Origin of the sequence: Streptomyces sp. NPDC059866 (assembly GCF_042731325.1) — a bacterium.
GTDB classification, from domain to species: Bacteria; Actinomycetota; Actinomycetes; order Streptomycetales; family Streptomycetaceae; genus Streptomyces; species Streptomyces flavusporus.
In genome coordinates, this window is the sequence record NZ_JBHWJT010000013.1 from 35,773 (window position 1) to 54,324 (window position 18,552).

Here is an 18,552-nt window from a genome sequence, read left to right on the forward strand (position 1 = left end):
GGTGGATGAGCGACGCCCGCGGCGGGAAGAGTTCGCCGAACCTTGTACACCTTGCACACCTTGCACGGTCATCGATCGTACGTTCCTCGCCACGCGCCGTTCACCGGCCCCCGCAATTCACCTTTACGTCACCAAGCGTTGACCAAGGGTCACTCCCGGGTTAGCAATGTGACGGAATCGTGCGGGTGCATGACCGGCAGGCGACGCATCCGCAGCACCTTCCTCCCCGCCCTCATCAGGCGGCCCGCCAGAGCCATCCGCACAGCGGGCGCCCTGGTGGCGTGCGCGTCGCTCGCCGCCGGTTGCGGGATCATCCCCGGCGCGGGGGGCGCCGGGGACGATCCCATCACCGTCATGACGTGGGCGCCGGAGAAGACCAACGCCACCAACAAGCCCGGCATGCCGGCCCTCGCGCTCGCCTACGCCCGCTACGTCAACTCCAACGGCGGCATCAACGGCCGCAAGCTCCGGGTCCTGCCCTGCAACGACCACAACGACAGCGTGGACGCCGCCAAGTGCGCCCGCCGTGCGGTCAAGGAGAAGGCCGTCGCGGTCGTCGGCTCCTACAGCCAGCACGCCGACTCCTTCTTCCCGATCCTGGAAGGTGCGGGCATACCGTACATAGGGGGCTACGGCATCACGAACGGCGAGTTCACCAGTCCCCTCTCCTACCCCGTCAACGGCGGCCAGCCCGCGCTGCTGGCCGGCCTCGGCAGGGAGCTCGCCAGGGTCTGCGGTCCGGTCTCGCTGGTCCGGCCCGACACCATCGCGGGCGACGAACTGCCCACCCTGATCAACTCGGGCCTGCGGGCGGGCGGCCACAGCACGGTGAGCGACCTGCGCGCCGCGGAGGACGCCACCGAGTACTCCACGCCCTCCGAGCGGGCGCTGGACCAGGCCACGACGGACCCGACGCAGACGGGCTGCGTGGTGCCCGCGCTCGGTGACCGCACCAGCACCTTCATGGACTCCTTCCGGCGCGCCCGTGAGAACTACCCCGAGGTGCGGACCGGCACCGTCCTCGGCAGCGTCGACCAGACGGTCATCGACGCGACCGGCGGCGCGTCGAGCCCGTACGAGGGGGCGTACATCACCGGCTGGTACCCGGTGGAGACCGACAAGCGCTGGGACGAGATGAAGAAGGTGATCCGCGAGAAGGCCTTCACCGACACCCGCATCGACCCCGCGGACGCCGGTGTGCAGACCACCTGGATCGCGTACACCGTCCTCGAGGCCGTGGTGAAGTCGCTCGGCGACAGCGACGTGACCGCCGAATCCGTACGGCGCACCCTGGACGACGGTTTCAAGGTCACCACGGGCGGGCTCACGCCGACGCTGCAGTGGCAGTTCCAGGACGTGCTGGCCTCGGTGGGCTTCCCGCGCCTGGTCAACACCGACGTGACCCTTCAGGTCGTGCGGGACGGCCAGCTGGTCGCGGCCCGCAAGAGCGCCCTCGACGTGACGAAGACCCTGCAGGGCGCTGAGGCGAGCTGAGCCGCGGGTCGCGCCCCGCACCGGCCTCACAGCTGGGTCGGCTGCCGCTCGGTCAGGCCGTACGTCTTCGCGATCGCGTTCCACAGCTTGGCCGCCTCCGCCTTCTGCGTGCTGGCGGTGCCGCTCTCCCGGTTGCCCGCCGCGGTCTGGCCGGTGCTGCGGGCCTGGCCCTTCTTGCAGAGCTTGTCCCGCTGGTCGGCGACCTGGTCGGCCCACGCGGCGTAGTGGTTGTCGGCGGCGGCGGACGCCTTCCACGCCTTGTTCAGGGCGGCGGTCAGCGCTGCGTTGTCGGGCAGCTTGTCGACGGACAGCTCGGACAGCTGGGTGACCAGGCCACCTCGCTGCCCGGCCGCGTCCCGCAGGTCCTTGGCCGCCTGGGCCAGGTTGCTGCAGGTCTTCACGTCGTTGACCGCGTTGATCACCGTGGTCCGGCTGTCACCGCTGTCGGCGAGCAGCTTGTCCAGGGCGATGGCCTGCTGCTCGGCGGGATCGACGGACGGCGAGGCGGATGTCTCGCCGGTCGTGGGCGCCGTGGCGGAGACGGTCTTGGGGTCCTTGTCCTCCTCGCCGCCCCCGGTGGCCAGCAGCGCACCGGCGCCGATGCCCACCACGGCGATGCCGATGCCGCAGGCCGCGATGAGCGGCACGCGCGAGCCGGTACGGCCGCCGCCGTCCCGGGCAGCACGCCGGCCACCGGCCGGGCCGGGACCGTCGTACGACGGCTGCGCGGCGTGACCCGCCGGCTGCGGTTCCTGGAAGCGGGGCAGCTGCTGCGTCGCCGCGGCCGGACTGTCGCCGCCCGGACCGCTGCGGAAGAGGTTGTCGAACTCGGCGGGCGGCTGCCGGTCCCCGTACGGGGCACCGGGCGTCTGACCGGGCACGGGCGCGATGTACTGCGTGGCCTCGGCGTCGGGACCGGACGCCGACGGCAGCGGGCCGGGCGCGCTCTGCCGGGCCCGGCCGAGGTACTGGGTCGTCTCCGACGACGGCTGCGCGGACCCCTCGGCAGGTATCTCCGGCGGCAGGGCCCCGGGCCCGACCGGCGGCAGGTACTGCGTCGCCCCCTCGTCCCCGCCCGCGGCAACGGGCGGCAGATACTGCGTGGCCCCTTCGTTCCCGGGCGCGGACGCGACGGGCGGTATGTACTGGGTGGCGCCTTCGTCGGGGCCGGAGGCGGGCGGCAGGGCGGCACCGTGCGCGGGCCGCCGGTGGGTGCCCTGACCTGCGGGTGGCAGCGAGGCGCCGGGGCCGCTCGTCGGCGTGGAGTACGTGTCCCCTCCGGTGCCGGGGGTCGGGTACGTGCCGTACGCGCCCTGTGCGTCGGTGCCGTACGCCTGGCCCGGTGCCCCCTCGGGTGGGAGCGGGCCCGGCTGGGACGGTACGGCGGGCGAGGTGTCCGGTGCGTTCCAAGGAGCCGGCTCCGGTGTGCCCCACGCCTCCGTGGGCGGCGTCTGCCAGCCCTGGCCCGGCGGTGGGGCCGGGGCCTGGTGCTGGTCGGGGCCCCATGGCCGGCCCCAGGCCTGGCCGCCGGGCGGGGCCGAGGCCGGGATCCGACCGCCGGGGGCAGCCTGCTGCGGGCCGGCAGGCCGGTCGGCTGGTCCGCCCGTCATGCCCGGCAGCAGCGGCTCGCCACCGTCGGAGGGCAGCACGATGCCTTCGTGCGCGGGCCGCGCCGAGGGCTCCTCGCCCTGTCCACTCTGCGTCACCGGGACTCCTACGAATGGGGGACCTTCGGAATCGTCGGCTCACGCTACCGGGTCCCCGGAGCCCGGTGCCACGCAGCACAGGACCTGACCTCCTGCCCTGTGACCGCGGTAACAAAACCGGCCCGCGGCACGCCGCTTGTGTCACCTCCTGCTCGCCGCCCCTTCGTTTCCCGCACGTTCACGCACGCGCAGGGCACTTGTTCACGCCGCCGCCTGCAGCTCCAGCCGCGCCCCGAACTCCCGTACCACTGCCTCCTCCTGGAACGGCTCCAGCCGCTGCTGGAAGTCCTCCAGGTACTCGGCGCCCCGGTTGGAGCGCAGGGTCTCCAGGAGGTCCACGGCCTTCAGCCCCGTATGGCAGGCCTGCTCGATCTCACGCTGCTGCACCTGCGCTGTGGCGAGCAGCACATAGCCGATGGCGCGCCTGCGGGCCCGGGACTCGGGGTGCCCGTCGAGGGACTCCTGCGCGTAGCGCGCCGCCGCCTCGGCCTGGCCCAGGTCGCGGTGGCAGTGCGCCAGCTCGTCGGCGAGGTAGGCCTCGTCGAAGTGCACGATCCACGCCGGGTCGTCCCCGGACGCGGCGTCCGCCTGCTCCATGGCGCTCACCGCACGCCCGGCCGCCGACTCGGCGGCCCGCGCATCGCCCATCAGCGCGTGCCCGCGTGCCTCCGCCGCGTGGAACATCGCCTCCGCGCGCGGGGTCACGCGCCCGCGCGCCCCCTCCTGCGCCGCACGCGCCAACTGCGCGATCTCGCGCGGGTTCCCGAGCTGCGCGGCGAGGTGGCTCATGGACGCGGCGAGTACATACCCGCCGTATCCGCGGTCGCCGGCGCCCTGCGCCAGCCGCAGCGCCTGGATGTAGTAGCGCTGGGCGAGCCCGGGTTGCCCGGTGTCGATGGCCATGTACCCGGCGAGCTCCGTCAACCGCGCGACGGACGCGAAGAGTTCACGACCGACGGCTTCCCGGTAGGAGCCGGCGAGCAGCCCGGAGACCACGCTGTTGAGGTAGTGCACGACGACCGGGCGTACATGCCCGCTGCCGTACTGGTGGTCCAGGTCGACCAGCGCCTGCGTCATCGCACGCACCGCGGCCACGTCGGACTGGCCCACGCGCGGTCCCGCCGCACGCGCCACCTGCGCGTCGGGCGCGGAGATCAGCCAGTCGCGGCTCGGCTCGACCAGCGCGGAGGCGGCGACGGAGGAGCCGGACAGGAAGTCCCGGCGGCCCACGTCACTGCGCCACAGCTCACACACCTGCTCGATGGCTCCCAGTACCGTCGGCGAGAACTGGAGGCCGACGCCCGAGGCGAGGTTCTTTCCGTTGGCCATGCCGATCTCGTCGATCGTGACCGTACGGCCGAGTTTGCGGCCGAGCGCCTCGGCGATGATCGCCGGGGCCCGTCCGCGCGGCTGCTGTCCGCGCAGCCAACGGGCCACGGACGTCTTGTCGTAGCGCAGGTCGAGACCGTGCTCGGCGCCGCACATGTTGACCCGGCGGGCCAGCCCGGCGTTCGAGCAGCCCGCTTCCTGGATGAGCGCCTGCAGCCGTTCGTTCGGCTGCCGCGCAACGAGAGGCCTTGCGGCCATTGGCGTACCCCCTGTGGCTGCGGTGCCTGCCCACGCACCGAGTTGGTCGGTCTTCCCGACCGGAACCTCCGCCTTCGTCCTTCGTCCGGAGGCGAATAAGTTCCGGCCGTGAAGATCAATGCCCCGCGGACATGCGCAAAATGCGAGTCATGCGGGGATTACTGAGGATTGCCGGGGTGACGGCGGGTGCCGTCCTCACACCTGGCTACCCAGCTCCCACCGCGGATCCTCCCGCGCGCCCCCACACGTGCATCCATGCGCCCCGAACGGCGAATCAATGCTCCTCCCCCGCGCGCGGGCCGGCCGTAACCCCAGGTTGGTGCGGGAGTTGAGTGGAGCGTGGAAGAGACGATCCCGGCCACCGAAGCCGCCCAGATTCCGAAGCAGCGCGGGGAATCGCTGCTGGACACCGCCGTTCGCTACGCCGAGGAGCGCCACTGGGACGTGTTCCCGGGCACCTGGCTGGAAGCCGTCGACGGGGTGCAGCGCTGCTCCTGCGGTGACGCCGCGTGCGGTGCGCCCGGGGCGCATCCGACGCGCCCGGACTGGGAGACGCTGGCGACGGGCAGCGCGACCGTCGCACGCCGGATGTGGCAGAAGCAGCCGCATGCGTCGATCCTGCTGCCGACGGGCCGTACGTTCGACGCGATCTGTGTGCCGGAGACGGCCGGGTTTCTCGCGCTGGCCCGGATGGAGCGGATGGAGCTGACGCTCGGGCCGGTGACGTTGACGCCGGACCGGCGGATGCAGTTCTTTGTGCTGCCGGGTGCGTCGGTGAAGGTTCCGGATCTGGTGCGCAAGCTGGGGTGGTCGGTTGCCTCGCTCGATCTCGTGGCGCTGGGCGAGGGGGCGTGGGTGGCTGCGCCGCCTACGCGGTTCGGATCGCGGGGGGCCGTGCAGTGGGCCTGCCGGCCTACGGCTGCGAATCGGTGGTTGCCGGATGCGGAGGAGCTGGTCTCGCCGTTGGCCTATGCGTGCGGTAGGGATCGGTAGCGGTTCGCCCAAGGAGCTGCTTGGTTGGTCCTTGTTCGGCGGCTGCGGGTTGTCTTTGGCTGGTCGCGCCCACGGTGGGGGTCCCCCCGCTCGAGCGAAGCCGAGAGTGGGGGAGGAGCCGCATATGTCAACGTCCCGCGCCCCTTGGGACGTTGGTCCGCCGTAGGGTTTCCGCATGACCGAGGGAGCAAAGACGGGGACGGCCGCCGTGCGGGTGCGGGGGCTCTGGAAGCGGTTCGGGGAGCAGGTTGCTGTCGGGGGGATCGATCTGGAGCTGCCTGCGGGGCGGTTCATCGGCCTTGTCGGGCCCAACGGAGCCGGGAAGACCACCACGCTGTCGATGGTGACCGGGCTGCTGCGGCCCGATCAGGGGAGCGTCGAGGTGGTGGGGCACGACGTGTGGCGGGACCCGGTGGAGGTGAAGGCCCGGATCGGGGTGCTGCCCGAGGGGCTGCGGCTGTTCGAGCGGCTGTCGGGGCGGGAACTCCTGGCGTACACGGGCAGGCTGCGCGGACTGCCCGGCGCCGAGGTCGACAAGCGGGCCACCCAGCTGCTGGACGTCCTCGATCTGGCGGGCGCCCAGCACAAGCTGGTCGTCGACTACTCGACCGGTATGCGCAAGAAGACCGGGCTGGCGTGCGCGCTGCTGCACAATCCCGAAGTGCTCTTCCTCGACGAGCCGTTCGAGGGCGTCGACCCGGTGTCCGCGCAGACCATCCGGGGCGTACTGGAGCGGTACACGGCCTCCGGCGCCACCGTCGTCTTCTCCTCGCACGTGATGGAGCTCGTGGAGTCGCTGTGCGACTGGGTGGCTGTCATGGCTGCCGGGCGGATCCGTGCCCACGGGCCGCTCGCCGAGGTCCGCGGCGATGCCGCCACCCTCCAGCAGGCCTTCCTCGAACTCGTCGGCGCGGGCGTCCGCGATGCCGGCTCCGACCTCGACTGGCTCGGCGGCGGCGCGCGATGAGCACCGTCACCGGCACTCTGGTCCAGCTGAAACTGTCCCTGCTGCGCAACGGGCTCCGGCAGTCCGCCGGCCGGCGCGCCGCCTACATCGCTTCGGCGATCGTCACGCTGCTCTTCGCCGTGCTGCAACTGCTCGGCCTGGTCCTGCTGCGCGGCAACGCGCACGCCGACGCCGTGGTCGTCCTGCTGGTGGCGGTGCTGGCGCTGGGCTGGGCGGTGATGCCGCTGTTCTTCCCGGGCGGCGACGAGACCCTCGACCCGACCCGGCTGGTGATGCTGCCGCTGCGGCCCCGGCCGCTGGTGCGGGCGCTGCTCGCGGCCTCGCTGGTGGGGATCGGGCCGCTGTTCACGGTGTGCCTGTTCGCCGGTTCGGTGATCGCCGTGGCGCGGGGGGCGGCGGCTTACGTCGTCGGTGTGGTCGCCGTCGGGCTGGCGCTGCTGGTGTGCGTGGCCCTCGCGCGGGCCGTCGCCACTGCCAACATCCGGCTGCTGACCAGCCGCAAGGGCCGCGATCTGGCGGTGCTGAGCGGGCTGGTCATCGCGGTCGGGGCACAGGTGGTCAACTTCGGGGCGCAGCGCCTTGGTTCGTCCGGGCTCGGACAGCTCACGCCGGCAGCCGACGTGCTGCGCTGGGTGCCGCCCGCCTCGGCGATCGGGGCGGTGGACGCGGTCGGCGAGGGCTCGTACGGAATCGCGGCGGCCCAACTCACGCTGTCCGTCCTGGCGTTGGTGGCGCTGCTGGCGATGTGGGCGCGGCATCTGACCCGGCTGATGACCTCACCGGACGGATCCACCCTCCAGGCCGCCGGCGACACCACCGTCCGCGACCGGCCGTCGACGGGCCTCGCCCGGCTGCTGCCCTCCGGACGCACCGGCACCGCCATGGAGCGCAGCCTGCGCTATGTGTGGCGCGACCCCAAGACCAAGGCGGCCTGGGTGACCTCGCTGGCCATCGGGCTGATCGTGCCGGTGTTCAACGCGTTGCAGGGCACCGGCTCCATCTACTTCGCCTGCTTCGCCGCCGGCATGCTCGGCATCCAGATGTACAACCAGTTCGGTCAGGACACGTCCGCGTTCTGGATGGTGGCGATGACCATCTCCTCGACGCGTGACGCCTACGTCGAACTGCGCGCGCGGGCCCTCGCCCTGCTGGTGATCACGCTTCCGTACGCCGCGCTCGTCACCGTCCTGACGACGGCGATGCTCGGCGACTGGGCCCGGCTGCCCGAGGTGCTGGGGCTGTCCTTCGCCCTGCTCGGCGCGATGCTGGCGACCGGCGCCTGGACGTCGGCGCGCTTCCCGTACTCCATCCCGCAGGAGGGCTACAAGAACGTCGCCCCCGGGCAGGCCGGACTCGCCTGGATCGCGATCTTCGGCGGGATGGTGGCCGCGGCCCTGCTGTGCGCCCCTGTCATCGCCGTGACGATCTGGATCAACACCAGCGCGGGCGGGGACGCGTGGAGCCCGCTGCTGCTGCCGGTGGGCACCGTGTACGGGGCGGCGATCGCGTATCTGGGGCTACGCCTGGCGGCGCCGCGTACGGCAGAACGGCTGCCGGAGATCCTGACGGCGGTCAGCAAGGGGTGACGGACCGGGGGTGTCCGACTCCGGGCACCCCCCTGGCGAGCACCGTGCGTGTCAGGTGCCGAGTACGTCGTCCAGGAACGGTTCGATCGCTGCGCGCCATGCGTCCGGCTGGTCGTAGTGCACGAGGTGGCCGGCGTCGGCCACCTCCGCGTACTCGCCGCGGGGCAGGACGCGGACCATTTCCTGCGCCTCGGCCCGGCCGAGCTCGCCGTCGAGGCCGCGGACGACCAGAGCGGGGCACTGGACCTGGGCGAGCTCCTCCCAGTGCGCGTCGTAGACCCAGGTCTCGCGGGACTTCAGCATCTGGTCGGGTTCGAAGACGGGCCGCCAGCCGTCGGGCGACTCCTGCATCACCTCGGCGTAGAACTCGCCGCGGGCCGGGTTCGGCCGCTCCACCCAGGGATCGTCCTCGCCGAACCACTTGCGGACGTCGGCGAGGGTGGCGAAGGGCACGGGCCAGGCCTTGAACCAGGCGGCCCACTCACGCTGCGAGGCCGCGCCCAGCGCGGAGGCCCGCATGTCGCAGATGATCAGCCCGCGCACCAGGTCGGGGCGTTTGGCCGCCAGCTGCCAGGCGGTCAGGGCGCCCATGGCGTGGCCGATGAGGACGGCCGGGGTGAGACCGAGCTGTTCGAGCGCGGCCTCGGCGTCGTCCACGTACGCCTCACGGGTGAAGGAGACCTGCGGGGACTTGTCGCTCTGGCCGTGGCCGCGCTGGTCGAGTGCGACGGCGCGGTGGCGTTCGGAGAGCCAGCGGGCGGTGGAGGCCCAGTGCGAGGCGCGGGCCATCAGTCCGTGGAGTAAGAGCACTCCTGGTGAGGGATCGCCGTCGGACGGGGCCGGATCGGGATCGGCCCCGGCCGGATCGAAGCCCGCCCTGGCCCGGTCCGGGTCCGCTTTGGGCGGGTCGCCGAACTCCCAGGCCGCGAGTCGTACGCCGCCCGCCCCGGTCACGTCGATGCGTCGCGCCATTGATGCTGGCACCCCCCAAGCTTCGCTCGGCCTGCCTGCCGTCGTAGGTACCGCCCGTGCCTGCCTGTCATACCGGTACTGCCTGTACTACCGCACTACTCGCGACTCGCGCCGCCCTTGCCCCCCTGTGGGCCTCACCCACACCCGAAGACTATCGAATAGCTTTTCGAGAATGGGCTTTCTGCGAGCAACACCCCTCCTTCGAGTGACACCGCTCAAGGAATGATCCCCGCCGTCGAGGGGAGATGTTCTGCGGGGGGCGGACCGCTCGGGGAAACCGGTCCGTGAGGAATGACCCTGAGAGCTCGGGGCTCCGGGTCAGCACAGGGGAGGACAGGCCCCGGCGCCGCACGGCGCCGGGGCTCTCCACTCGACTCCGGCCCATCCACCCGCCCCCTCCGGCCCTACGCCCGGTCATATGCCTCACGCGACAGCCTCGCACGCGGAACGCCCGTGCGCTGCAATTCGGCACAGGGAGACCCGGATTCGACGAGATCGACGGCGCGAGGACCCCCAACTCCCCGTGAATTCCCCGGAGTTGAACGGTCGCCGCTCAGCGCTTGGCGACGAAGACGTGGGAGGCGACGTCCGACTCCAGTTCGGCAGCCTCGCCGCCGCTGCCCACCAGCACACCGCCGGCCGACTCCGTCACGCTCACCACCGAACCGGGCTGCACACCCGCCCGGCGCAGCGTGTACATCAGCTGCGCGTCCGTCTGGATCGGCTCACCGATCCGGCGGACGACCACGGTCTTGCCCTCCACGCCCGGGTCGAGGTCGGCCAGCGAAACCATCCCCTCGTCCAGGAACGGGTCGGCGCCGTCCTTCTCGCCCAGCTCCTCCAGGCCCGGGATCGGGTTGCCGTACGGCGACTCGGTGGGGTGGCGCAGCAGCTCGAGCACCCGCCGCTCCACGGCCTCGCTCATCACATGCTCCCAGCGACAGGCCTCCGCGTGCACCTGCTCCCACTCCAGGCCGATCACGTCGACGAGCAGACACTCGGCGAGCCGGTGCTTGCGCATCACGCGGGTGGCCAGCCGACGGCCCTCGTCGGTGAACTCCAGGTGCCGGTCGCTGGCCACGGACACCAGACCGTCGCGCTCCATCCGCGCCACCGTCTGGCTCACCGTCGGCCCGCTCTGGTCGAGCCGCTCGGCGATCCGGGCGCGCATGGGGACCACGCCTTCCTCCTCGAGCTCGAGGATGGTGCGGAGATACATCTCCGTGGTGTCGATCAGTCCGGACATACGTGCCCCTCGATGAGATCTGCCGAAGGCTCGACGGCTCTCCGGCGCGTGCGCTGGCCCTGGCTTCAATTCTGCCGGATACCACCGCCAACCGTGCCGCGCCGTTCGAACCAGACGGTTACATGCTGGTATGCGGCGGCCGTGAGCACATCGTCGACGCCGCCGTCACCCCCGTATTGACATCCCACTGGTCCAGACCGCACCGTGATCCGCGACACCGGCACGCACAGCAGCGCAGCGAAGGAGCTCGCATGGGCGACAGCAAGCTGGCCGACCAGTACCTCGACGCCGCGATCGGCCTGCTGCACCGCATCCGCGACGAGGAGGCCGAGCCGATCACGGCCGCCGGCACGCTCCTCGCCGACACCGTCGCCACCGGCGGCCGCCTCTTCGCCTTCGGCGCCGGACACTCCTCCCTCGCCGCCCAGGACATCGTCTACAGGGCCGGCGGACTCGCCCTGATGAACCTGCTGGCCGTACCCGGAGTCGTCGGCGTCGACGTCATGCCCGCCACCCTCGGCTCCGCCCTCGAGCGCGTCGACGGCCTCGCCACCGCCGTCCTCGACTCCTCCCCGCTCCGCGCCGGCGACGCCCTGGTGATCATCTCCCTGTCCGGCCGCAACGCCCTCCCCGTCGAGATGGCGATGCACGCCCGCACCCTCGGCGCGAAGGTCATCGGCGTGACCTCCGTGGCCTACGCCGCCCGGACGACGTCCCGCCACGCGTCCGGCACCTACCTGAAGGACCACTGCGACATCGTGCTGGACTCGAAGATCGCGGTCGGCGACGCCGAGCTCACCCTCGACACCGTCCCCGCCCCCTTCGCGCCCGCCTCGACCGTCGCGACCACGGCCCTCCTCCAGGCCGTCATGGCCACGGCAGCCGGCACCCTCGCCGACCGCGGCATCGAACCCCCGCTGCTGCGCTCCGGCAACGTCGACGGCGGCCACGACTGGAACGCCCGCGTGCTGGAGGAGTACGGGGACCGGATCTTCTACCGGCACTGAAGCGCCCCGAAGGGGCGCGAGCAACTGCGCGACCAGCCACGACGCACCCGCAGATGACATACCGGACTTCCGGCGGAGCGCTTCAGTCCCCGTCCGGCGGCAGCAGCCCCGCCAGGTCCAGCGCCGTCGCGATCCGTACGGCGACATCCTCGGCGTACGCCGTGTCCGACCGCTCGAACGCGCTCCGCCCGCTCCCCCGCAGGAACGTCACGACACCCAGCGTCCGCGCCCGGCTGCGCAACACCGCGCACAACGCGTGCACCGCGTCCGCCGGCCACTGCCGGGACACCGCCCACGCGCGCGCCTGCTCGGCCGCCACGCTGCCGACACTGGCCCGCACCGTGCCGATCCGCTCCACACACTGCAACGCCGGATGCCCCTCGGCATACCGCACCGGCAACCCCGCCGCACCGGCCGGCAGGCTCGGCCCCGGCGCACCCGCCGGCGTGGCGGTCACCCGCACCAGCCGTACCTGCCCCGCGGGCTCCGTGTCGGACAGCGCACCACCCGCCACCCGGTCGATCAACGCATGGTCGGCGAAACCGGCCAGCGCGAAGTCCAGATGGACGGTCGCCGCCTCCGCCGGATCCTCGCACTCGGCGGCCGCACGGGCCGCCCGGTGCAGCTGATTGCTGCGGAACCGCAGCAGCGCCGCCTCCTGCTCGCCCTGCTTGGCCTCCGTCACGTCCTGGAACAGCCAGCCCACCCCGAGCGGCACCGGCTCCTCCGCGAGCGGCGAGGCCAGCCGCAGAAACCCACTGCGCCAGCAGCGCCGCTTGGCGCCCTCCGGCGTGCGCACACTCACCCAGATCTCGGCGGGCGCCGGCGGCGCACCCTCGGCCAGGACGTGCGTGAAGGCACTCTCCAGCTCCTCCACGCCCTGCGCGAGCAGCTCACCGAGCGGCCGCCCCAGCACGGACGTACGCCCCGTGCCCAGCGCACGGGCCGCATGCGCATTCACCACCGCCGGCCGCAGATCGGCGTCGACGAGGACCACACCCCAGCTCGCGTCCTCGAACAGGGCCTCGCTCAGCGCGATGGACCGCTCCAGGTCGATCTGCGCGTGCACCTCACTGAACGCGCAGTACACCCCCGCGGGCTTCCCGTCCGGCCCCCGGACGGCCGCGGACTGCGTCCGTACGAGCACCCGCCCGCCGTCCTTCGTCAGCAGCGCGAACTCGTGCACCTGACGGCCGGGCGCTTCCATGGCGGACATCAGCCGCCCCTCGACCTCCTCGGCGTCGGCGCTGCGCACCGCCCACCCGGCGAAGCCCTGCCGCCCGACGGCCTCCTCCGCCGACCACCCGAGAATCCGCTCGGCCTCGCGGTTCCAGTGCGTCACGACCCCGTCGGCGTCGAAAGCGCACAGCGCCGCATCCATGCCGTCCAGCAGGGCGGCAAGCAGATCCGAACCACCCGAACCCTCCGGGCCGTCCGGCCCGGGCTCGTCCGGTCCCAGTTCGTCCGTGGTCCCACTACGCCGGGAAGCACTCACCTGGACCCCCTGCAGGCTGCGTCCGCACGTACGGCACGTCGCTTCGCTCACTTGCAATCATTCAACTCGAACGTGATGCAGCCCACACCTGGTTCCCGCAAGATTGCAGGAATCGTTGTGCGGCGGAAACCGGACGACAACCCACCGCTAACTCCCGGTGACCGACAGTCGAAGATCGACCCACTCGTCCCGCTCACCGTCCAGCACATACCGCTCCACCTCGACGAACCCACGAGCCCCCGCGAACCGCAGCCCGTCCTCATTGACCGCCAGTACGCACGTCTCGACCGCGTCGGCACCCAGCACGCGCGCGTGCGCCAGCCCGTTCTCGTAGAGCAACGTCCCGATCCCCCGCCCCCGCCACTCGGGCAGCACCCGCGCGATCACGGTCACCGCCCCCGTCTCCCCCTCCGGCGGCCGCACGGTCGAACACCCCACGAGCACATCACCGACGTACGCATTCTCCAGCCGATAGCGCCCGCTGCGCTCCCGCACCTCATCGAGAGAGAGAGCGGCCGGCGGCACGATCACGTTGTGCACATGCCGCCACCCCTCGAGCATGGCCTCGCCCTCGACGGCCTCGATCCGCACCCCGGAGACCGGCCCCCGTCGCGCACACACCTCGATCTCGATCTTCATACGAGGATCCGCGAGCCCGCACACCATCATCGTGGCCGCCGGCCGCACCTCCCCGAAACACCGGCGCAGCACCGGCCAGCACGGCTCGAAGTCCTCCCGCTCGGGCAGCAGATACCGCACCCGCACCACATCGGCAAAGCTGCACCCCGCCTCCGCCAACGCGGCACCTATGTTCCGCAGACACTGCTCGGCCTGCTCCACCACGTCGTCCGAGATGGTCATGCTCGCGTAGTCGAACCCCGTCGTCCCCGACACATGCACCCAGTCCCCGTCGACCACGGCCCGGGCATACCCGATCCGCTCCTCGAACACCGACCCACTGAGCACCACCCGCCGCTTTGTCATGCACGGAACGCTACGTGGCCATGGAGGGATACGTCTCACAGTCGACGATCACTCTCAGCCTCACGGATTGGACTTTCGGCAGTGTCGAGCGGCCTCCGAGGTCCGTACCGTCGCCTCCGTGGACAGTACGGTGATCAAAGGTGGGGCGGCTGTTCCCCGACGGGCTCCGGATCCGGGGAACCTTCTGACAGCGGCCGCGGTGATGTCCGCCGGTCTGAGCATGGTGAGCCTGTGGTGGGCTGTCCCCGCTGCGGCCGCCGCGTTCCTGGCGGGACGACGGCCCGGACGGACCCGATCGACGGCGCTCGCTCTGGTCTCGCTTGTCTCCGTCGGTGTGGTGGCACTGTCCGTCGTACCTGGCTGGCTGCCGCTGGGAAGCCGGTTTGTGGCGGTGGTGGTGGCCGCCACGATGCTTCCCTGGTTCGCAGGCCGGTTCTGGCGTCAGTACCAGGAACTCGTCCGGGCCGGTTGGGAGCGGGCCGAGCAATTGCAACGCGAGCAGCGGCTGGTCGCCGACCAGGCCCGGCTGCGCGAGCGGGCCCGCATCGCCCAGGACATGCACGACGTACTCGGCCACGACCTCAGCCTCATAGCGCTGTCGGCCGGCGCGCTGAAACTCGCGCCCGGGCTCGAAGAACACCATCGACGGGCCGCAGGGGACATCAGAACCAGAGCGGCGGCTGCGGTGGAGCGTCTCGGAGAAGTGATCGGTGTCCTGCGCGAGGAGACCGAAGACGCGCCGACACAGCCGTCCGCGTCCAGCCTCGCGCATCTGACCGCCGAGGCGTCCGCGTCCGGGCTCGTGGTCGAACTGCACGTAGACGGCGAGGCGGACGGCCTCGCCACGGTGGTCGAACGAGCTGCTCACCGCGTCGTACAGGAGGCACTGACCAACATCGCCAAGCACGCACCCGGCGCAAAAGCGACCGTCCGTGTGACGCATAGGCCCACCGAGACAAAGGTGGTGGTGGAGAACGGCCCGCCGTCCATCAGGACCGCTGTCCGCCCACCAAGTGGGGGACGCGGCCTCATCGGCCTCGACGAACGCGTGCGGTTGGCCGGCGGCTCTTTCGAGTACGGCCCGCGCGAGGAGGGCTTCGCGGTCGTCGCACGCATTCCGCACACTCCCCCGCCGCAGCTGCCCCCGCCCACCACCGCCGCGGCCTCTCCCCCGGGCAGCGAACTGCTGCCCGAACATCGCCAGGCCCGACGCCGCATCCGCCGGGCCCTCGTTGCCACGGTCATGCTGCCCCTGTTGACAGGCGCCTTGTTGAGCGGAGCCCTGACGGGGTGGGAGATGCTGTCGGCATCGCAGTCGGTCCTGGAACCGGGCGACTACGCACGCCTGCGCGTGGGGCAGGATCGCTCCGAGGTGAAGCGCCTCCTGCCCAACCGTCAGACAAGCCACCGGCCCCTGGCACCGGAACCGAGAGGACACGGCACGACGTGCGAGTACTACGCCATGACGGCCGACCGCTTCGACGATCGTTCCGGAGACGTCTACCGGATCTGCTTCCGGGACAACACACTGGTGTCCCTGGACGCCCTCACCCCATGAGCGTCCGATGATCCGGGTGCTGATCGCCGACGACGAAGCGATGATCCGCGCGGGAGTGCGGGCCGTTCTCTCCAACGATCCGGACATCGACGTCGTCGCCGAAGCCGTCGACGGGCACGAAGCCGTGGAACTCGTTCGGCGCCACCGCCCTGCGGTGGCCATACTCGACATCCGCATGCCAGGAATCAACGGCATCGAGGCGACGGCCGAAATCCGGAGCACAGCGCCGGCCACAAACGTCATCATCCTGACGACGTTCGGTGAGGACGACTACATCCTCCAGGCACTCGGCGGCGGCGCAGCCGGCTTCCTGATCAAGTCGGGCGAGCCCGAAGAACTGATCACAGGGGTCCGGGCAGTCGCCGAAGGCGCCGCCTACCTGTCACCGAAAGTCGCGGCCCGAGTCGTCGCGCACCTCGCGGCGACCAGCGCGGGCACCCTGGCCGGCCGACGAGCCGCTGCCCGTGACCGGGTCCACTCCCTCACCGCTCGGGAACGGGAGGTACTGGCCTACCTCGGCAGCGGACTGTCCAATGGGCAGATCGCCCGACGGCTGCACGTGGTGGAAGGGACGGTCAAAGCCCATGTGAGTTCCATCCTGGCGCGTCTCGGCGTGGACAACCGAGCTGCTGCCGCGGTCGTGGCTCACGAGGCCGGGATCGTTCCTCCGCCAATGCCGCCCCAACCGTGACACCGCCCGTTCAGCAAGGGGCATGGACACGAGCAGCACAGCCGCCACCACTGCGCCGCCGAGAATCCCACCAGCGAGCACATCGTGCGGGTAGTGCACCCCGACGAGGACGCGCAACAGCGCCGCCACCCCGGCCAGCGGCAGCGTGACCACAGCGAGGCGCGGCCACAACAAGGCCAGCCCGACAGCCAGTCCGACGGCCAAGGTGGCGTGATTGCTCGGGAACGACCAGTCCCCTGCAGGAGGGCATTCCGCAATCGCTTCGGCCCCCGCGCGCAGCGCACGGCAAGGCCGCTCCTCGTCCACCACCAGCTTCACCGCTTCGCTGAACACATACGCCGCCACGGTTCCGACGCCGATCAACACGGCCCCCGCGGCCCCGCGTACGTCGCGGCGGCGGATCCCGACCCACCACCCCCATGTCAGCAACACTCCGAGCACCACCAGAGTGCCCTCGCCGAGTACTTCCAGCACCGGACCCAGCCACGACGGTGCATCCGCCACCATCCCGGTCACCGACCGGTACACCGACGCCGACGCTCCCCCCGTGATCTCAACCGCGCCAGCCTCACCCAGCCCGCCCGGGGAAAGCCAGGCAACCACACCCGCCGCAACACCCAGCATCCCCACGGCCGTCGATAACCGACCGATCCAGGTCATCTCTCGCTGTTCTCGCTCCATGAGACCGAACGTAAAAGCGAGAGCAGCCCCAGAACCCGAGCCGAACGGCAACCCCCGATCTTGACGATCGTCAGGGTTGACACAGTGCAACGCGGCGACGGCTACGGCACCCGGCCGGAATCCGCCCCGTCAACGTCTCGGAAAAACAGTTGAGCTATCGGAGGCTGCTTCTTAGGGTGGCTATTACTTCGGAGAGGAGGTGGTTCGGCAGATGTATGCATACCGGACGGAAGAGGTGACTGCGGGCTAGCGGCCCGCCGTCGTACTCGGTTCGGCGCCGGACCAGCGTGTGAGAAACACGCAGCCGGCCAATCCAACGCAGTCACCCGACCCGCGAGTCGCCGGTACGTCCGGCCGGCTCCTCCGCTGGAGGAACCAGACTCGCGGGTCGTCTGCGTTCAGGGACCGTTTCAGGCGGTCAGTGGGCGATGTCCTCGTAGCCCTCGATCGCGCGCGGGTCGCGGGGGCCCGGGCCGACGTAGCGGGCGGAGGGGCGGACCAGGCGGCCGGTGCGCTTCTGTTCGAGGATGTGGGCGGACCAGCCGGCCGTGCGGGCGCAGGTGAACATCGAGGTGAACATGTGGGCGGGGACCTCGGCGAAGTCCAGGACGATGGCCGCCCAGAACTCCACGTTGGTGGCCAGGACACGGTCCGGGCGGCGGTTGTGGAGTTCTTCGAGGGCCGCCTTTTCGAGGGCCTCCGCGACCTCGTAGCGGGGGGCGCCCAGCTCGCGGGCCGTGCGGCGGAGGACTCGGGCGCGCGGGTCCTCGGCGCGGTAGACGCGGTGGCCGAAGCCCATGAGGCGTTCGCCCTTGTCGAGGGCCTGCTTGACGTATGCCTCGGCGTCGCCGGTGCGCTCGATCTCCTCGATCATGCCGAGGACGCGGGAGGGGGCGCCGCCGTGCAGCGGGCCGGACATGGCTCCTACGGCGCCGGAGAGGGCCGCGGCCACGTCGGCGCCGGTGGAGGCGATGACGCGTGCGGTGAAGGTGGAGGCGTTCATGCCGTGTTCGGCCGCGCTCGTCCAGTAGGCGTCGACCGCTGCCACGTGCTTCGGGTCGGGCTCGCCGCGCCAGCGGATCATGAAGCGTTCGACGACGGAGTGCGCCTTGTCGATCTCGCTCTGCGGGACCATGGGCAGGCCCTGGCCGCGGGCGGACTGGGCGACGTAGGACAGGGCCATGACGGCGGCGCGGGCGAGGTCCTCGCGGGCCTGGGCGGCGTCGATGTCGAGGAGGGGTTTGAGGCCCCAGACGGGTGCCAGCATGGCGAGTGCCGACTGGACGTCCACGCGGATGTCACCGGAGTGCACGGGGATCGGGAAGGGCTCGGCGGGCGGCAGGCCGGGGTTGAAGGCGCCGTCGACGAGCAGGCCCCAGACGTTGCCGAACGAGACGTGACCGACCAGGTCCTCGATGTCGACGCCTCGGTACCTGAGGGCGCCGCCCTCCTTGTCCGGTTCGGCGATCTCCGTCTCGAACGCGACGACTCCTTCGAGTCCGGGTACGAAGTCGGACATCAGGCGGCTCCTCGTGATGTGTGGGACGGGTGGTGTTGTGGTGGTGGAGGGTTGAGCTTTGGGGCT

General features: G+C 71.3%; 14 protein-coding genes and 1 pseudogene. 7 read left to right on the forward strand and 8 right to left on the reverse strand.

Going from position 1 to position 18,552, the window contains the following annotated elements:
• The first annotated feature begins 189 nt into the window (after positions 1 to 189).
• Positions 190 to 1,494 carry an ABC transporter substrate-binding protein gene (locus ACFV7R_RS20890; RefSeq protein ID WP_385265416.1) on the forward strand — a complete coding sequence of 435 codons (1,305 nt, stop codon included), beginning with the start codon at positions 190 to 192 and terminating at the stop codon, positions 1,492 to 1,494.
• Between the two features lie 26 nt (positions 1,495 to 1,520).
• Here the strand turns inward: ACFV7R_RS20890 and ACFV7R_RS20895 are convergent, their stop codons facing one another.
• Together ACFV7R_RS20895 and ACFV7R_RS20900 are read right to left on the reverse strand one after the other, a co-directional pair.
• Positions 1,521 to 3,200, reverse strand: a complete 1,680-nt coding sequence (locus ACFV7R_RS20895; RefSeq protein WP_385265419.1) for a hypothetical protein — start codon at positions 3,198 to 3,200, stop codon at positions 1,521 to 1,523.
• 201 nt (positions 3,201 to 3,401) lie between these two features.
• Positions 3,402 to 4,787, reverse strand: a complete 1,386-nt coding sequence (locus tag ACFV7R_RS20900; RefSeq protein ID WP_385265422.1) for a transcriptional regulator — start codon at positions 4,785 to 4,787, stop codon at positions 3,402 to 3,404.
• 339 nt (positions 4,788 to 5,126) lie between these two features.
• On the opposite strand from ACFV7R_RS20900, the gene ACFV7R_RS20905 reads away from it, so the two are divergent.
• The 3 genes from ACFV7R_RS20905 (at position 5,127) to ACFV7R_RS20915 (ending at position 8,333) form a co-directional block, all read left to right on the forward strand.
• Complete coding sequence (locus ACFV7R_RS20905) at positions 5,127 to 5,780, forward strand: bifunctional DNA primase/polymerase (protein ID WP_129796322.1); 654 nt, start codon at positions 5,127 to 5,129, stop codon at positions 5,778 to 5,780.
• 175 nt (positions 5,781 to 5,955) lie between these two features.
• Positions 5,956 to 6,747 carry an ABC transporter ATP-binding protein gene (locus ACFV7R_RS20910; protein ID WP_385265425.1) on the forward strand — a complete coding sequence of 264 codons (792 nt, stop codon included), beginning with the start codon at positions 5,956 to 5,958 and terminating at the stop codon, positions 6,745 to 6,747.
• On the forward strand, positions 6,744 to 8,333 hold the full coding sequence (locus ACFV7R_RS20915) for a transporter (RefSeq protein WP_385265428.1): 1,590 nt from the start codon (positions 6,744 to 6,746) through the stop codon (positions 8,331 to 8,333). Before ACFV7R_RS20910 ends, ACFV7R_RS20915 begins: the two co-directional genes overlap by 4 nt.
• A gap of 51 nt (positions 8,334 to 8,384) precedes the next feature.
• Here the strand turns inward: ACFV7R_RS20915 and ACFV7R_RS20920 are convergent, their stop codons facing one another.
• Both ACFV7R_RS20920 and ACFV7R_RS20925 read right to left on the reverse strand, forming a co-directional pair.
• Entirely contained in the window at positions 8,385 to 9,305 is a 921-nt protein-coding gene (locus tag ACFV7R_RS20920) for an alpha/beta fold hydrolase (RefSeq protein WP_385265431.1), read from the reverse strand.
• A 553-nt stretch (positions 9,306 to 9,858) separates the two neighbouring features.
• Complete coding sequence (locus tag ACFV7R_RS20925; protein WP_385265434.1) at positions 9,859 to 10,551, reverse strand: metal-dependent transcriptional regulator; 693 nt, start codon at positions 10,549 to 10,551, stop codon at positions 9,859 to 9,861.
• A 251-nt stretch (positions 10,552 to 10,802) separates the two neighbouring features.
• Between ACFV7R_RS20925 and ACFV7R_RS20930 the strand changes: the two genes are divergently transcribed.
• A complete protein-coding gene (locus ACFV7R_RS20930) occupies positions 10,803 to 11,558 on the forward strand; it encodes an SIS domain-containing protein (protein ID WP_385265436.1) in 756 nt (251 codons plus the stop codon).
• An 82-nt stretch (positions 11,559 to 11,640) separates the two neighbouring features.
• On the opposite strand, the gene ACFV7R_RS20935 is transcribed toward ACFV7R_RS20930, so the two are convergent.
• Together ACFV7R_RS20935 and ACFV7R_RS20940 are read right to left on the reverse strand one after the other, a co-directional pair.
• Positions 11,641 to 13,053, reverse strand: a complete 1,413-nt coding sequence (locus ACFV7R_RS20935; RefSeq protein WP_385265438.1) for a PAS domain-containing protein — start codon at positions 13,051 to 13,053, stop codon at positions 11,641 to 11,643.
• Positions 13,054 to 13,200: 147 nt separating this feature from the next.
• Positions 13,201 to 14,037: a GNAT family N-acetyltransferase gene (locus ACFV7R_RS20940; protein WP_385265440.1), complete on the reverse strand. Its 837-nt coding sequence runs from the start codon at positions 14,035 to 14,037 to the stop codon at positions 13,201 to 13,203.
• A 202-nt stretch (positions 14,038 to 14,239) separates the two neighbouring features.
• On the opposite strand from ACFV7R_RS20940, the gene ACFV7R_RS20945 reads away from it, so the two are divergent.
• On the forward strand, positions 14,240 to 15,595 hold the full coding sequence (locus tag ACFV7R_RS20945; RefSeq protein WP_385265443.1) for a sensor histidine kinase: 1,356 nt from the start codon (positions 14,240 to 14,242) through the stop codon (positions 15,593 to 15,595).
• Between the two features lie 7 nt (positions 15,596 to 15,602).
• Positions 15,603 to 16,286, forward strand: a complete 684-nt coding sequence (locus ACFV7R_RS20950) for a response regulator (RefSeq protein ID WP_385265446.1) — start codon at positions 15,603 to 15,605, stop codon at positions 16,284 to 16,286.
• 39 nt (positions 16,287 to 16,325) lie between these two features.
• Here the strand turns inward: ACFV7R_RS20950 and ACFV7R_RS20955 are convergent.
• A pseudogene (locus ACFV7R_RS20955) lies at positions 16,326 to 16,967 on the reverse strand (phosphatase PAP2 family protein); the annotation flags it as partial.
• Between the two features lie 418 nt (positions 16,968 to 17,385).
• Positions 17,386 to 18,486, reverse strand: a complete 1,101-nt coding sequence (locus ACFV7R_RS20960; protein ID WP_129796312.1) for a citrate synthase 2 — start codon at positions 18,484 to 18,486, stop codon at positions 17,386 to 17,388.
• Positions 18,487 to 18,552 lie beyond the last annotated feature (66 nt).

What these genes read in the sequence shown, in the direction of transcription:
- ACFV7R_RS20890 (WP_385265416.1), top strand. Translation starts at nt 190, where the DNA reads ATGACCGGCAGGCGACGCATCCGCAGCACCTTCCTCCCCGCCCTCATC.
- ACFV7R_RS20900 (WP_385265422.1), bottom strand. Translation starts at nt 4,787, where the DNA reads ATGGCCGCAAGGCCTCTCGTTGCGCGGCAGCCGAACGAACGGCTGCAG.
- ACFV7R_RS20910 (WP_385265425.1), top strand. Translation starts at nt 5,956, where the DNA reads ATGACCGAGGGAGCAAAGACGGGGACGGCCGCCGTGCGGGTGCGGGGG.
- ACFV7R_RS20915 (WP_385265428.1), top strand. Translation starts at nt 6,744, where the DNA reads ATGAGCACCGTCACCGGCACTCTGGTCCAGCTGAAACTGTCCCTGCTG.
- ACFV7R_RS20920 (WP_385265431.1), bottom strand. Translation starts at nt 9,305, where the DNA reads ATGGCGCGACGCATCGACGTGACCGGGGCGGGCGGCGTACGACTCGCG.
- ACFV7R_RS20925 (WP_385265434.1), bottom strand. Translation starts at nt 10,551, where the DNA reads ATGTCCGGACTGATCGACACCACGGAGATGTATCTCCGCACCATCCTC.
- ACFV7R_RS20930 (WP_385265436.1), top strand. Translation starts at nt 10,803, where the DNA reads ATGGGCGACAGCAAGCTGGCCGACCAGTACCTCGACGCCGCGATCGGC.
- ACFV7R_RS20940 (WP_385265440.1), bottom strand. Translation starts at nt 14,037, where the DNA reads ATGACAAAGCGGCGGGTGGTGCTCAGTGGGTCGGTGTTCGAGGAGCGG.
- ACFV7R_RS20945 (WP_385265443.1), top strand. Translation starts at nt 14,240, where the DNA reads ATGTCCGCCGGTCTGAGCATGGTGAGCCTGTGGTGGGCTGTCCCCGCT.
- ACFV7R_RS20950 (WP_385265446.1), top strand. Translation starts at nt 15,603, where the DNA reads ATGATCCGGGTGCTGATCGCCGACGACGAAGCGATGATCCGCGCGGGA.
- ACFV7R_RS20960 (WP_129796312.1), bottom strand. Translation starts at nt 18,486, where the DNA reads ATGTCCGACTTCGTACCCGGACTCGAAGGAGTCGTCGCGTTCGAGACG.